This is a genomic window from Vagococcus teuberi (assembly GCF_001870205.1).
GTDB classification, from domain to species: Bacteria; Bacillota; Bacilli; order Lactobacillales; family Vagococcaceae; genus Vagococcus; species Vagococcus teuberi.
The window spans coordinates 1,107,151-1,121,846 of record NZ_CP017267.1 but is presented as its reverse complement, the minus strand read 5'-3'; the positions used below and the strand labels follow the sequence as shown (position 1 = coordinate 1,121,846).

Annotated in this window: 13 protein-coding genes; all 13 read left to right on the top strand. The window is 37.5% G+C overall.

What is annotated here, in order from left to right; genetic code table 11:
- The first annotated feature begins 78 nt into the window (after window positions 1-78).
- The 13 genes from BHY08_RS05375 (at window position 79) to pyrE (ending at window position 14,674) form a co-directional block, all read left to right on the top strand.
- Entirely contained in the window at window positions 79-438 is a 360-nt protein-coding gene (locus tag BHY08_RS05375) for a Rid family detoxifying hydrolase (protein WP_071456900.1), read from the top strand.
- Between the two features lie 76 nt (window positions 439-514).
- Entirely contained in the window at window positions 515-1,936 is a 1,422-nt protein-coding gene (locus tag BHY08_RS05370) for a cation:dicarboxylate symporter family transporter (protein WP_071456899.1), read from the top strand.
- Window positions 1,937-2,053: 117 nt separating this feature from the next.
- Window positions 2,054-2,959: an RluA family pseudouridine synthase gene (locus BHY08_RS05365; protein ID WP_071456898.1), complete on the top strand. Its 906-nt coding sequence runs from the start codon at window positions 2,054-2,056 to the stop codon at window positions 2,957-2,959.
- A 199-nt stretch (window positions 2,960-3,158) separates the two neighbouring features.
- Window positions 3,159-3,698 carry a bifunctional pyr operon transcriptional regulator/uracil phosphoribosyltransferase PyrR gene (gene pyrR, locus BHY08_RS05360; protein ID WP_071456897.1) on the top strand — a complete coding sequence of 180 codons (540 nt, stop codon included), beginning with the start codon at window positions 3,159-3,161 and terminating at the stop codon, window positions 3,696-3,698.
- 137 nt (window positions 3,699-3,835) lie between these two features.
- Entirely contained in the window at window positions 3,836-5,128 is a 1,293-nt protein-coding gene (locus BHY08_RS05355) for a solute carrier family 23 protein (protein WP_071456896.1), read from the top strand.
- A gap of 15 nt (window positions 5,129-5,143) precedes the next feature.
- Window positions 5,144-6,070, top strand: a complete 927-nt coding sequence (locus tag BHY08_RS05350; RefSeq protein ID WP_071456895.1) for an aspartate carbamoyltransferase catalytic subunit — start codon at window positions 5,144-5,146, stop codon at window positions 6,068-6,070.
- Window positions 6,071-6,080: 10 nt separating this feature from the next.
- The gene (locus BHY08_RS05345; protein WP_071456894.1) at window positions 6,081-7,364 is read left to right on the top strand and encodes a dihydroorotase; all 1,284 of its coding nucleotides are present in this window, start codon (window positions 6,081-6,083) and stop codon (window positions 7,362-7,364) included.
- 4 nt (window positions 7,365-7,368) lie between these two features.
- On the top strand, window positions 7,369-8,451 hold the full coding sequence (locus BHY08_RS05340) for a carbamoyl phosphate synthase small subunit (protein ID WP_071456893.1): 1,083 nt from the start codon (window positions 7,369-7,371) through the stop codon (window positions 8,449-8,451).
- The gene (carB, locus tag BHY08_RS05335) at window positions 8,444-11,623 is read left to right on the top strand and encodes a carbamoyl-phosphate synthase large subunit (RefSeq protein WP_071456892.1); all 3,180 of its coding nucleotides are present in this window, start codon (window positions 8,444-8,446) and stop codon (window positions 11,621-11,623) included. Before BHY08_RS05340 ends, carB begins: the two co-directional genes overlap by 8 nt.
- A 15-nt stretch (window positions 11,624-11,638) precedes the next feature.
- Window positions 11,639-12,418 carry a dihydroorotate dehydrogenase electron transfer subunit gene (locus tag BHY08_RS05330; RefSeq protein ID WP_071456891.1) on the top strand — a complete coding sequence of 260 codons (780 nt, stop codon included), beginning with the start codon at window positions 11,639-11,641 and terminating at the stop codon, window positions 12,416-12,418.
- Window positions 12,415-13,335 carry a dihydroorotate dehydrogenase gene (locus BHY08_RS05325; RefSeq protein ID WP_071456890.1) on the top strand — a complete coding sequence of 307 codons (921 nt, stop codon included), beginning with the start codon at window positions 12,415-12,417 and terminating at the stop codon, window positions 13,333-13,335. The genes BHY08_RS05330 and BHY08_RS05325 overlap by 4 nt, the downstream gene beginning before the upstream one ends.
- Window positions 13,332-14,054 (top strand): orotidine-5'-phosphate decarboxylase, encoded by a 723-nt coding sequence (pyrF, locus tag BHY08_RS05320; protein ID WP_071456889.1) that lies wholly within the window; start codon window positions 13,332-13,334, stop codon window positions 14,052-14,054. Before BHY08_RS05325 ends, pyrF begins: the two co-directional genes overlap by 4 nt.
- Window positions 14,054-14,674: an orotate phosphoribosyltransferase gene (pyrE, locus tag BHY08_RS05315; RefSeq protein WP_071456888.1), complete on the top strand. Its 621-nt coding sequence runs from the start codon at window positions 14,054-14,056 to the stop codon at window positions 14,672-14,674. The genes pyrF and pyrE overlap by 1 nt, the downstream gene beginning before the upstream one ends.
- The last annotated feature ends 22 nt before the right edge of the window (window positions 14,675-14,696 follow it).

The window sequence follows — 14,696 nt, the reverse complement described above, 5'->3', positions numbered from 1 at the left end:
ATTTTTGAGAGTAAATTTTTTAAAATGATAGATAATTTGTGTATAATGACAACTATAAATTAGGAATGGAGGATGATTATGTCAAAATTGCCAAAGCCAATTGGCCCTTATTCAGTGTTTCGTGAAGCAGGAGATTTAGTTTTTGTTTCCGGGCAAATCCCAATTGATATTGAGACAGGAGATATTGTATCAGATACAATTGAAGGTCAGGCAAAACAAGTGATGGAAAACATCAAATTGATATTAGATGAAGTTGGAGTGGACTTTAACGCGATTGTAAAAACAACTTGTTTCTTACAAGACTTAGAGCATTTCAATACATTTAATGATATTTATGGGAGTTATTTTACAGACAAAACACCTGCAAGGTCAGCTTTTCAAGTTGCAAAATTACCAAAAGGTGCCTTACTAGAAGTAGAGTTTATTATTCATAAGTAAAGAGCAGAAGCACTTATTTGCATTGTTTATTAAAAAGACGAAATCAGTGTAGACTGATAAAAAGGAGATGATATTTATGATAGATGTTCCATTTTTTTCACAGTTTTTAAAAGTGAGTAATTTTTATACGTTGATTGCTATTGTATTGTTAGGTGCGGCAATCATGTGCTTAAGAATACTCAAGGACAAGAAAGTTAGTTTTTCAAAACGCATGATTATCGCTTTGATCATCGGTCTTGTATTAGGAATTGGGTTTGATGCAGTAAGTAGTAAAAATGGGATTTATATTGATCATGCTAGGGGAGAAATCTCAGTATGGTATGGGTTAATAGGATCTGGATTTTTAAAACTAGTTCAATTACTTGCCGTTCCTGTTGTATTTTTGTCTATTATTAAAGTAGTAGTGGACGTGCAAGGAGACCGGATTAAAAGTTTGACTACTAGAACGTTTATTACATTATTAAGTACTACTGCTATTTCTGCTATTGTGGGGATTTTAGTGGTTAAGTTGTTCAATCTTAATGCTATTAGTTTTGCCGGAGATTTAACTAAACAAAAATCTGAATTTATTAATAATATTGCCGCACAAAGCTTTCCAGAATTTTTCTTAAATTTAATTCCAAATAATATCACAAGTGTTATGGGAGATAACGGAAGTATTGTATCAGTCGTGATTATTGCGGCGATGTTTGCCACAGCTATTCGCTTTTTGAAGGTTAAAAAACCGACTGAAGTGGCACCGTTTATTACATTTTTAGATTCATTACGTGTGACAGTAAATTCTGTTTTAACTAATGTGATTAAGTTAATGCCATATGGTGTTGTGGCTCTTGTAAGTAACACAATCATTACAAATGGTGTGCAATCTGTTATTAGCATGTTAGGATTTATCGCCGCTCTTTATACAGGTGTTATTATTATGTTACTAGTTTATGTTGTGATCCTCATATTCATGGGTGTTAATCCAGTAACATTTTATAAAAAAGCATTTACAACGTTATTATTTGCCTTTTCATCTCGTTCAAGTGTAGGGACGCTACCTTATACCTTACAAACACTTGAAAAAGATATGGGTGTATCAGGTGAAACATCTAACTTTGTTGCCACACTTGGAACAACAATTGGGATGAACGGTTGTGCGGGTGTATTCCCTGCGATGTTAGGAACACTTGTAGCTGCTGCAGCGGGTGCGACAATGGACTTTTCATTCTTTGTCTTAGTAGTTGTTGTCGTAACAGTTGGGTCTATCGGGATTGCCGGTGTACCAGGAACGGCTACTGTTGCCGCAACGGTCACATTAAATGGATTAGGATACGGCTCAGCTATTTCTAGTATCGGTGCAGTATTTGGAATTGATCCAATAATTGATATGGGTCGTACCATGTTAAATGTATGTGGTAGTATGGTTTCAGCGGTAGTCGTAGATAAATGGGAAGGCACGTTTGATAAAGATAAATTCAACACACCAGGAACAACAACTGAAATTAATGAAGAATAAAAAGAAGAGGCGAATGTCGTCTCTTTTTTTGTTTTACCTAAATTCGTCATGGAATTAGTGAATCACTTAAAGTTTTATGATAAACTAAGTGAGCAAGTTGAATGAAGGAGATAATAAATGACACAATTACATTATGTAGTAGAAGATAAAAAGGGGAGAATCGATAAAGTCTTGGCAGACATCTATCCAGACTATTCTCGTTCGCAAATCCAAAGCTGGTTAAAAGAAGAAGCAGTCAGTGTAAATGGTGAAATCGTCAAAGCAAATTATAAAGTGAAAAACCAAGATAATATTGATATTCAAGTACCTGAACCTAAAGAATTAACGTTAGAAGCACAAGATATTCCGCTTGAGATTGTATATGAAGATGACGATGTGATAGTCGTGAATAAACCTCAAGGCATGGTCGTGCATCCATCTATGGGGCATCCAAGTGGAACGCTTGTTAATGCGTTATTATTTCATGCTGACTCACTCTCAAGTATAAACGACGTGATTCGTCCAGGGATTGTACACCGTATTGATAAAGATACATCTGGGTTATTAATGGTCGCAAAAAATGATGCAGCTCATGTTGCCTTACAAGATGAACTAAGAGAAAGAAAAACATTGAGAAAATATGTGGCGTTAGTTCATGGTGTCATTCCACATGAAAAAGGAAAAATAGATGCACCGATTGGACGAAGTAAAGATAATCGTCAAAAACAAGCGATTATTTCTGATGGTAAAGAAGCCGTGACGCATTTTACTGTGTTAGAAAGATTTTTAGATTATACGTTGATTGAGTGTGTACTTGAAACAGGACGAACACATCAAATTCGTGTTCACATGGATTACATTGGCTACCCAATCGTAGGAGATCCATTATATGGACCGAAGAAAACGATAAAAGGAAACGGGCAGTTCTTACACGCTAAAACATTAGCCTTTACTCATCCGACAACAGGAGAGCTCATGACCTTTGATTCTGAGTTACCAGAAATATTTAAACAAACATTAAAGGAAATCGAAAATAATGATTGATATTTACTTATGAGTGCGTTATACTCAGTACAACAAAACAGAACAGTCCTTTAAGAGTAGTCCAGAGAGGCTAAGAAGGAGCGTGTAATATGTATTGATAAGGGTCATTGTATCCTTATATCACTATGACTAAACACAACCCTCTTATTCTTTGATGGATGAGAGGGTTTTTTGTTTAAAAAATTTAGGGGGAACTTTAATGACTGAAAAAGTAGTAGTGGATGACATGACAATGAAACGAGCATTGACACGTATTACTTATGAAATTATTGAACGACACAAAGGCATTGATGATATCGTGTTGATTGGGATCAAAACACGCGGCATTTATCTAGCTAATCGAATTGCTGAGAGATTAAAACAATTAGAAGGAAAAGACATTCCTGTTGGTGAGCTAGATATTACATTATACAGAGATGATAATCATGTCAATGAACACGACACACCTGAAGTACATGCATCAAATATTCCCTTTTCAATAGAAGATAAAGAAGTCATTTTAGTCGATGACGTTATTTTTACAGGTAGAACGATTCGTGCAGCACTAGATGCTATCATGGATATTGGTCGTCCTGAAAAGATTTCATTAGCCGTATTAGTTGATAGAGGACATAGAGAATTACCAATTCGAGCTGATTACGTTGGCAAAAATATTCCAACATCAAAAACAGAACAAATTATTGTATCTGTGGAAGAATATGATGGTAAAGATGAGATCAAAATTAAACAACTTAATTAAATAAGCTTTTTAATCGAGTACAGAGAGACTAGGAAAAGCAATAACAATTGGTGGAAAAAGTCAAACACCAACTTGTTTTCGCGCGCCTCGTTTCTAAAACTGAAACGAGGATTTTTTATTATAAAGGAGACTGTCAAATGAAAGAAAACTATAGAAACCCAGATGTTGTATTGGACATACATGATAAGCCGAAAGGAATTAAATGGTTAGGACTTAGCTTACAACATTTATTTACGATGTTTGGTGCCACAGTACTAGTGCCAATATTAGTCGGTATTAATCCAGGAATTGCCCTATTTAGTTCAGGACTTGGAACGATTGTGTATCTTATCGTAACAAAAGGAAAAATACCAGCTTACTTAGGAAGTAGTTTTGCGTTTATCGCAGCGATGCAAATGTTAATGAAGGATGATGGTTACCCGGCAGTTGCCTTGGGAGCTATCACAACGGGGATTGTCTACTTAATTGTTTCAGCAATTGTGAAACGAGCAGGATCAGCTTGGTTAGATAAATTGCTTCCAGCGATTGTGGTTGGACCAGTTGTCATGGTAATCGGACTTGGATTAGCTGGAAATGCAGCAAATCAAGCGATGTATGCAGTAGGAGCAAAAGGCGAACAAGTTTACAGTGTGAAATACATTGCAGTTGCCTTGATTACGATGTCACTAACAATTTTCTTTAACATGTATCTTAAAGGCTTTATGGGACTTATTCCAATATTACTAGGAATTGTGTGTGGTTACTTTATCGCACTTGCAGTTGGGATTGTCGATGTTGAGCCAATTAGACAAGCAGCATGGTTTGCTTTACCTGACTTTCAAGCACCGTTTGTGACTTACACACCTAAATTTTACTTAACCGCGATTGTGACGATGGCACCTATCGCATTTGTGACGATGACAGAACACATTGGACACTTAATGGTATTAAACAAATTAACGAAACGAGATTTCTTTAAAGAGCCGGGATTAGATAAAACACTTAAGGGTGACGGATTAGCTCAAATCGTCGCTGGTTTAGTTGGCGGTCCTCCTGTTACAAGTTACGGAGAGAATATTGGCGTACTAGCGATTACTCGCGTCCATAGTATGTTTGTCATCGGTGGAGCAGCAGCTCTAGCAATGGGATTAAGTTTTGTCGGAAAATTAACCGCGATTATTCAAAGTATTCCCAACCCTGTTATTGCGGGAATTAGTTTTATCCTATTCGGAGTGATTGCTTCAAGCGGATTGAAAATCTTGATTGATAATAAAATTGATTTTAACTTAAAACGCAACTTGTTGATTGCCTCAGTTATCTTAGTAGTGGGAATCGGCGGATTAACATTCCAAGTTGGAGCAGTAGCAGTTTCTGGTATGGCTCTAGCAACATTGTTTGGAATTATACTGAACTTGATTTTACCTGAAAAAGCGAAAAGCGAATTAGAATAAAAAGGAGAGGCTCAAATGATTATTACATCGGAGAGAATTAGTTTAAAACATTTACTAACTGCAGAATCATTAAGTGATCAAGAAGTGATGGGATTAATTAAACGTGCACAGCAGTTTAAACACGGAGAAAAATCTCAATTACCAAATCAACAATATTTTGTTGCTAATCTATTCTTTGAAAACAGCACAAGAACACATAAGAGTTTTGAAGTCGCAGAGAAAAAAATGGGCATCGATGTAATAGAATTTGATGCAAAAACAAGTTCAGTATCAAAAGGTGAATCGTTATATGACACTGTGTTGACGATGTCAGCAATCGGTGTGCATGCGTGTGTGATTCGTCACTGGGAAGAAGATTATTACAATGAGTTAATTCAAAGTAAAACAATCACGACATCCATCATCAACGGAGGAGACGGTAGTGGTAATCACCCAACACAGTGTCTACTTGACTTATTGACTATATATGAAGAGTTCGGACATTTTGACAATTTAAATATTGCAATCTGTGGCGATTTAACGCATTCTCGTGTGGCCAACTCAAACATGAAGATGTTAAAACGTCTGGGAGCCAATCTTTATTTCTGTGGACCAGAAGAATGGTACAACAAGAAATATGAAGCATACGGGACTTACTTACCAATAGATGACGTATTAGATAAAGTAGACGTGATGATGATGTTACGTGTGCAACATGAGCGTCACGATGAAGGGGATAGTTTTTCAAAAGAAGAGTATCACCAACAACATGGTTTAACAAATGAACGTGCAACCAAAATGAAAGAAAAAGCGATTATCATGCACCCCGCTCCGGTCAATCGTGATGTCGAGCTAGCTGATGAGTTAGTCGAAGGGTATCAATCACGCATCACGCAACAGATGACCAATGGTGTATTTATGAGAATGGCAATATTAGAAGCCATTTTACAAGGAAAATCTTAGGAGGATGAACATGAAAACATTAATTAAAAATGGCCGAGTGGTTACAAGTAGAAATCAATTGATTCCTGTCGATGTATGGATTGAAGAAGGGAAAATCAAAGGGCTTGGTCAATTTACTGAAACAGCAGAGAGTTTTGAACAAGTTATTGATGCAAAAAACGGATTGATAACACCAGGATTAGTTGATGTTCATGTGCATTTTAGAGAGCCTGGATTTGAATACAAAGAAACAATCGAAACAGGTAGTCGTTCAGCGGCTAAAGGTGGGTTTACCACAGTGTGCGCCATGCCAAACCTTAACCCAGTGCCAGATACACCAGAGCGTTTGACGGACATGTATCAACGAATCGAAAAAGATAGCGTGGTAAACATCTTACAATATGCACCTATTACAAAAGAATTAAACACAGAAAAGTTAGTTGACTTTGCTGGATTAAAAAAAGCTGGTGCATTTGCTTTTACAAATGATGGTGTGGGTGTGCAAACTGCTGGAGTCATGTACGAAGCAATGAAAGAAGCAGCAGCACTTGATATGGCGATTGTGGCCCACACTGAAGATGAGAGTTTATTATTTGGTGGCGTGATGCATTTAGGTGAGAAATCAAAAGAGTTAGGCTTACCTGGTATTATGAGTGCGACTGAATCATCACAAATTGCTAGGGACGTGTTATTAGCAAAAGAAACAGGCGTTCATTATCATGTCTGTCATGTTTCAACCAAAGAAAGTGTTGAAGTCATCAGACAAGCGAAAAAACATGGTATTCATGTGACGTGTGAAGTGTGTCCGCATCATTTAATCATGACAGATTGTGATATCACACATGATCATGGTTACTTTAAAATGAATCCGCCACTAAGAGCGACTGATGATCAACAAGCATTAATCGATGGATTACTGGATGGAACGATTGATTGTATCGCTACAGACCATGCACCACATGGACACGAAGAAAAAAATCAAAGCATGATTGATTCACCATTTGGAATCGTGGGAAGTGAAACAGCCTTTGCTTTAATGTACACGCACTTTGTTAAAACAAATCGTTTTACACTAAAGCAAGTTGTGTATTGGATGACAGAAGCACCATCAAAACTATTTAATTTAGAAACAGGCTCATTAAACATTGGGGCAGATGCAGATATTGCCATCTTTGACTTAGATGAAGAAGTGGTCATACCTGAAGAGTTTGTTTCAAAATCACATAATACGCCATTTAGTGGAGAAAAAGTTGTTGGAGACACATTATATACCTTTGTAAAAGGGAAATTGGTTTGGAATAAAAAGGAGGCGTAAGTAAATGAAGCGATTGTTAATCTTAGAAGATGGAACGTGTTATGAAGGAGAAGGATTTGGTGCGCCAAATTCTGCTACTGGTGAGTTAGTATTTACAACAGGAATGAGTGGGTACCAAGAGATGATGACGGATCCAAGTTTTAAAGGGCAAATATTATTATTCACTTATCCAACAATTGGAAATTATGGAATAAATCGTGATGATTTTGAATCTATGTCTCCAGCTTGTTCTGCTGTTGTGGTCAGAGATGTCGCTAGAGTGGCATCAAACTGGCGCTCACAAGCAACATTAGATGAATTCTTGAAACGAAAAGGTGTTCCAGGAATCAGCGGGATTGACACTCGTGCGTTAACGAAAAAAATTCGTGAAAAAGGGGCAATGAAGGCAAGCATTATAGATGTTGTGTCTGACATAAACCATGCTTACGACCAATTAAGAGCGACTGTTTTACCGTCAACACAAGTCCAGGCTGTTTCAACTACTAAACCTTATAGCATTCCAGGAACGGGTGCAAACGTGGTGATTATTGATTTTGGCATGAAGCAAAGTATATTAAGAGAATTAATCAAACGCGATTGTCATATTACAGTTGTTCCTTATGACACAACTGCAAAAGAGATTTTATCTTATCGACCTGATGGCGTGATGCTATCAAATGGACCAGGAAATCCAAAAGATTTACCACTCGCGTTAAAAACGATTTTAAAAATTCAAGGGGTTGTCCCAATTTTTGGTATTTGTCTAGGACATCAGTTATTAAGTTTAGCTAATGGAGCAGATACTTATAAAATGCGTTTTGGACATCGTGGCGGAAATCATGCTGTCAGAGAGATTGCCTCTGACTCAGTGTACTTCACCTCTCAAAATCACGGGTATGCCGTGTCACTTGATAGTTTAGATACAACAGAATTAATGTTAACTCACGTTGATATTAATGACGGATCAGTTGAAGGGGTTAAACATAAAAATCATCCAGCCTTTTCAGTGCAATTTCATCCAGATGCTGCACCTGGGCCACATGATGCTGAATCGATTTTTGACGAGTTTATTGAATTAATGGAAAACTGGGGGAATAAACATGCCTAAAAGAGACGATATAAAAAAAATATTAGTGATTGGTTCAGGACCAATTATCATCGGACAAGCAGCTGAATTTGACTATGCCGGTACACAAGCATGTTTAGCCTTAAAAGAAGAAGGTTATGAGGTAGTATTAATCAACTCAAACCCCGCGACAATTATGACAGACAAAGACATTGCTGATAAAGTTTATATCGAGCCTATCACATTAGAATTTGTCACAAAGGTATTAAGAAAAGAACGCCCAGATGCTATCCTTCCAACACTTGGCGGTCAAACAGGATTAAACATGGCGATTGAGTTAAATGACAAAGGGATTTTAGCAGAATTAGGGATTGAACTCTTAGGAACTAAAATCAGCGCAATCGACCAAGCAGAAGATAGAGATTTATTTAAACAATTAATGGAAGAGTTAAACGAGCCAATCCCAGAAAGTGTGATTGTTCATACGGTAGAAGAAGCGGTAGAATTTGGTAAGAAAATAGGCTATCCTCTTATTGTTCGTCCAGCGTTTACGTTAGGTGGAACAGGTGGGGGAATGTGTGATGATGAAGAGTCATTAATTGCGATTACAAAAAATGGTATCAGCCTTTCTCCTGTTGACCAATGTTTAATCGAAAAAAGTATTGCTGGCTACAAAGAAATCGAATTTGAAGTGATGCGAGATAAAAATAATCAAGCGATTGTGGTGTGTCACATGGAAAACTTTGACCCAGTGGGAATTCATACGGGAGACTCAATCGTATTTGCCCCTTGCCAAACATTATCTGATGTTGAAGTTCAGCTATTAAGAGATGCGTCACTAAAAATTATTAAAGCCCTTGAAATTGAAGGGGGATGTAATGTTCAGTTAGCCTTAAACCCAGATAGTTATGACTATTATGTCATTGAGGTAAATCCTCGAGTGAGTCGCTCATCAGCGTTAGCAAGTAAAGCAACAGGATTCCCGATTGCAAAAATTGCCGCGAAAATAGCGGTCGGTTTAACACTTGATGAAATGAAAAATCCAGTGACGCAAACAACGTATGCGATGTTTGAACCAGCATTAGATTACGTCGTATCAAAAATTCCACGTTGGGCATTTGATAAGTTTGAACATGGAGATAGATTATTAAGTACCCAAATGAAAGCAACTGGAGAAGTTATGGCGCTAGGTCGTACGATTGAAGAATCATTATTAAAAGCGGTGAGATCTTTAGAGATTGGGTTACATCATATCGACTCAGAAGAATCAAAAGACCTGTCAGATGATGAGTTAATCAAACAAATGGTTGAAGCAAAAGATGACCGTTTATTCAGAGTCGCAGAAGGTATTAGACGAGGCATGATGATTCAAGATATTGCTCAGTTTACAAAAATTGACATTTTCTTCTTAGATAAAATCAAACGAATCATTGAATTAGAAGATGCATTGTCAAACAACCCAAACGATATCGGGGTATTAAAAGAAGCAAAACGTTATGGTATTGCAGATGTTGTGATAGCCAGATTATGGAATATGACAGCAGAAGACGTAAAAAATATCAGAACTGAGAATAAGATTTTACCAGTTTATAAAATGGTGGACACATGTGCTGGAGAATTTGCTTCAGAAACCCCATATTTCTATAGTACATATGAAGAAGAAAACGAAAGCGAAAGAACAGATAAAGAATCAGTGATTGTACTTGGATCTGGTCCAATTCGTATCGGTCAAGGGGTAGAATTTGATTATGCGACAGTTCACTCGGTTAAAGCCATTCAAGAACAAGGCTATGAAGCGATTATTATCAATAGTAATCCAGAAACTGTATCAACTGACTTCTCAATTTCAGATAAACTATACTTTGAGCCATTAACATTAGAAGATGTGCTTAACATCGTAGAGTTAGAACAACCTAAAGGCGTTATCGTTCAGTTTGGTGGTCAAACAGCGATTAACTTAGCAGAAGGATTAACGAAACACGGTATTCCAATTATTGGAACAACCTTAGAAGATTTAGATAGAGCAGAAAATCGTGATAAGTTTGAACAAGCGTTACAAGAGTTAGGCATTCCACAACCTGAAGGAGCAACGGCGACTAATGAAGCTGACGCGATAAAAATTGCGGAAAGAATTGGCTATCCTGTATTAGTTAGACCAAGTTATGTTTTAGGAGGTCGTGCGATGGAGATTGTCTGGAGCACAAAAGACTTAAAACGTTACATGGTTGAAGCCGTAAAAGCATCACCAGAGCATCCAATTTTAATCGACCGATATGTTGTTGGAACAGAGTGTGAAGTTGATGCAATTTGTGATGGAGAAGATGTATTAATACCTGGTATAATGGAACATATAGAGCGTGCGGGTGTCCATTCAGGAGATTCGATGGCAGTCTATCCACCTCAAACAATAAGCCAACCAGTGATTGATAAAATTGTTGATTACACACAAAAATTAGCTAAAGGGTTGAACTGTAAAGGCATCATGAATATCCAGTTTATCGCACAAGGAGAAGACGTCTTCGTGATCGAAGTCAATCCCCGTGCTAGCCGAACAGTTCCTTTCTTAAGTAAAGTAACAGATATCCCAATGGCCAAACTTGCGACACAATTAATTTTAGGTCATACATTGAAAGAGTTTGGTTATGAACCAGGATTATATAAAGAAAGCCCAATGGTTCATGTGAAAGCACCAGTATTCTCATTTGCAAAACTTCATGAAGTGGATACACAATTAGGGCCAGAAATGAAATCAACTGGTGAAGTCATGGGAACAGATCGTACAATGGAAAAAGCTCTTTACAAAGCATTTGAAGCAAGTGGTATGCATTTACCTGATTATGGTAATGTCTTGTTTACTATCTCGGATGATTGCAAAGAAGAAGCTCTAGCGTTAGCCAAACGATTCTCAGATATTGGGTATGGCATGTTAGCAACTGAAGGAACAAGTAAGTACTTAACAGATCATGGATTAATTGTCGAAACAGTCGCAAAAATAGCAGATACTAAAAATTATAACGTGATTGACTGCATTAAAACAGGACGAGTAAATTTAGTTATTAATACGACAGGTAATAGTGAGAAAGAAGCATCAGATGGCTTTAGAATAAGACGTTTTTCTGTTGAAAATGGTGTGCCGCTTATGACGTCCCTTGATACGGCAGAAGCGATACTTAAAGTATTAGAAGCTAGAAGCTTTACAGCATTATCATTATAAAAAAGGAGATTGAATATGAAACAAGAGATGATGGAGATTGTCAATCAAGTTGAATTAGCACCACGTATATTCGAAATGACGTTAAGAGGAGACTTAACGCAAGAGATGGTAACACCAGGTCAATTTATTCATATTCGTGTTCCGAGAGAAGATTTACTCTTAAGACGCCCAATAAGTTTGGCAGAAGTAAATCATGACGATAAAACGTGCAAAGTCATTTACCGTGTTGAAGGCGATGGGACAAAAGCGTTTAGTGAGTCTCAAGTTGGCGATAAACTAGATTGTTTAGGACCTTTAGGTAATGGATTTGATATAGAAATGGTAGAAAAAGATGATGTTGTTTATGTAATAGGTGGAGGAATTGGTGTTCCTCCTCTTTATGAGTTAGGACGTAGACTAAAAGAAAAAGGTGCAACTATCTATTTCTTAAATGGTTTTGCATCAAAAGATGTGATGTATTATGAAGAAGAATTTAGTGCATTAGGTCAGTTACACATTGCAACAGATGATGGCTCATATGGTGTAAAGGGTCATGTTGGGATGTTGATTGATGAAGTTAAACCTGTAACGGGAGAACCTAAAGCAATTTTTGCTTGTGGTGCACCAGGATTACTAAGAGCTGTTGAAACGACTTTTATAGATCACCCTCATGTGTATCTATCTATGGAAGAGAGAATGGCTTGTGGTGTGGGAGCATGTTACGCCTGCGTCTGTCAGTCTAAGAAAGATCCTAAGGTTAATAAAAAAGTCTGTGATGAAGGGCCAATATTTAAAGCAGGAGAAGTGATAATATGAGTCGTTTAAGTGTGAGTATCCCAGGATTAGAATTAAAAAATCCAATTATGCCAGCAAGTGGGTGTTTTGGTTTTGGTGATGAATATGCTAAGTATTATGATTTAAGTAAACTTGGTGCCATTATGGTAAAAGCCACAACAGCTGACATGCGTTATGGTAATCCAACTCCGCGTGTGGCTGAAACACCTAGTGGGATGTTAAATGCTATTGGATTGCAAAATCCGGGATTAGAAACCGTTATGGCAAATCAATTGCCTTCTCTTGAAAAATATGATGTTCCAATTATCGCAAACGTCGCTGGATCAACGGTAGATGATTACAAACGAGTATGCGAAAGAATTGGGGACGCGCCAAACGTTAAAGCGATCGAGCTTAACATTTCATGTCCTAATGTAAAAGACGGTGGGATCGCGTTTGGAACAAGTGCAGAAGTAGCCGCAGAATTAACGGCAGCAGCAAAATCAGTAGCAAATGTACCTGTTTACATCAAGCTATCACCAAACGTGACAAGTATTGTGCCCATTGCAAAAGCAGTAGAAGAGGCTGGAGCAGATGGAATTACGATGATTAATACATTAGTTGGTATGCGTATAGACTTAAAAACAAGAAAGTCTGTATTAGCTAATGGGACTGGTGGATTATCAGGCCCAGGTATCAAACCAGTGGCAATTCGCATGATTCATGAAGTATCTCACGCAGTCGACATTCCGATTATTGGAATGGGTGGTGTGTCCACAGTAGACGATGTGATTGAAATGTACTTAGCTGGAGCAAGTGCTGTCGCTGTTGGAACTATGAATTTCACTGACCCATATATTTGTCCGAAGTTAATTGATGAATTACCAAGCAAAATGGATGAATTAGGGATTGAGTCCATCGAACAATTAATAAGAGAAGTGAAAGGGGCTAGACAATGAGAGAAAAACGACCAGTAATTGCACTAGATTTACCGAGCAAAAAAGATATGGAACTATTTTTAAGTCATTTTCCAAAAGAAGAATCACTTTATCTGAAAGTAGGAATGGAAATATTTTATCAAGAAGGGCCAAGTATTGTAACGTGGTTGATCGATAATGGACATGATGTATTTTTGGATTTAAAGTTACATGATATTCCAAATACTGTTTATTCTGCTATGAAAGGTATCGCTAAGCTTGGTGTGGCATTAACCAATGTCCATGCTGCTGGTGGTAAAGAGATGATGGAGGCAGCCTATAGAGGATTGAAAGAAGGAACCCCTACTGGTCAGCCAGTTCCAAAATTAATTGCTGTGACTCAATTAACCTCTACTAGTGATGAACAAGTGAAAGAAGAACAACTTATTTCTGTTGGTTTGAATGACAGTGTGCGTCATTATGCTACACTAACTCAAGAAGCAGGACTAGATGGTGTGGTGTGTTCGGCCCATGAAGCAAGAGATATCAAAGAACACACAAGTGAAGACTTTGTGTGTTTAACACCAGGCATTCGTTTAGCAAGCAATGACGTTGGTGATCAAAAACGTGTGATGACACCAAGTAAAGCAAGAGAAAATGGTTCGACATATATCGTCGTGGGAAGACCAATTACACAAGCAGAGAACCCTTATGCTGCTTATGTAGAAATCAAAAACGAATGGAATGGAGAGAATGATTAATGAAACAAATTGCAAAAGAATTATTATCAATCAAAGCAGTATCTTTAAGTCCAAATGAGCCGTTTACATGGGCGAGTGGGATTAAAAGTCCAATCTATTGTGATAATCGTTTAACGATGAGCTATCCTGATGTGCGTAGATTGGTCGCTAAAGGATTAGCGAACTTAATTAAAGAAAACTACCCAAGTGTTGAAGTGATCGCTGGAACAGCCACTGCAGGGATTCCGCATGCTGCATGGGTTGCCGAAGAACTTGGCTTACCAATGGTTTATATCCGTGGAAAATCTAAAGATCACGGCAAGAAAAATCAAATCGAAGGACGTATTGATAATGGTGCTAAAATGGTTATTATTGAGGATTTGATTTCAACAGGTGGTAGCGTGATTGATGCTGCTCAAGCAGCTAAACGTGAAGGGGCAGCTGTATTGGGTGTTGCTGCCATTTTTACGTATCAATTACCAAGTGGTGTAGAAAATCTCAAAGCAGCAGGCATTCCATTTGATACATTAACGAACTATGATGAATTAATCGACGTTGCGATAGAAAATGATTATATCTCACAAGATGATCGTCTATTATTACAAGAATGGAAAAAAGACCCAGTTTCTTGGTTGAAATAATGAGATGAACCTGCGATTCAAA

Excerpts from the sequence above, each read along its gene's own strand:
- BHY08_RS05350 (WP_071456895.1), top strand. The coding sequence starts at position 5,144 with ATGATTATTACATCGGAGAGAATTAGTTTAAAACATTTACTAACTGCA.
- BHY08_RS05340 (WP_071456893.1), top strand. The coding sequence starts at position 7,369 with ATGAAGCGATTGTTAATCTTAGAAGATGGAACGTGTTATGAAGGAGAA.
- BHY08_RS05370 (WP_071456899.1), top strand. The coding sequence starts at position 515 with ATGATAGATGTTCCATTTTTTTCACAGTTTTTAAAAGTGAGTAATTTT.
- BHY08_RS05355 (WP_071456896.1), top strand. The coding sequence starts at position 3,836 with ATGAAAGAAAACTATAGAAACCCAGATGTTGTATTGGACATACATGAT.
- pyrE (WP_071456888.1), top strand. The coding sequence starts at position 14,054 with ATGAAACAAATTGCAAAAGAATTATTATCAATCAAAGCAGTATCTTTA.
- BHY08_RS05330 (WP_071456891.1), top strand. The coding sequence starts at position 11,639 with ATGAAACAAGAGATGATGGAGATTGTCAATCAAGTTGAATTAGCACCA.
- BHY08_RS05365 (WP_071456898.1), top strand. The coding sequence starts at position 2,054 with ATGACACAATTACATTATGTAGTAGAAGATAAAAAGGGGAGAATCGAT.
- pyrF (WP_071456889.1), top strand. The coding sequence starts at position 13,332 with ATGAGAGAAAAACGACCAGTAATTGCACTAGATTTACCGAGCAAAAAA.
- pyrR (WP_071456897.1), top strand. The coding sequence starts at position 3,159 with ATGACTGAAAAAGTAGTAGTGGATGACATGACAATGAAACGAGCATTG.
- BHY08_RS05345 (WP_071456894.1), top strand. The coding sequence starts at position 6,081 with ATGAAAACATTAATTAAAAATGGCCGAGTGGTTACAAGTAGAAATCAA.
- BHY08_RS05325 (WP_071456890.1), top strand. The coding sequence starts at position 12,415 with ATGAGTCGTTTAAGTGTGAGTATCCCAGGATTAGAATTAAAAAATCCA.
- carB (WP_071456892.1), top strand. The coding sequence starts at position 8,444 with ATGCCTAAAAGAGACGATATAAAAAAAATATTAGTGATTGGTTCAGGA.
- BHY08_RS05375 (WP_071456900.1), top strand. The coding sequence starts at position 79 with ATGTCAAAATTGCCAAAGCCAATTGGCCCTTATTCAGTGTTTCGTGAA.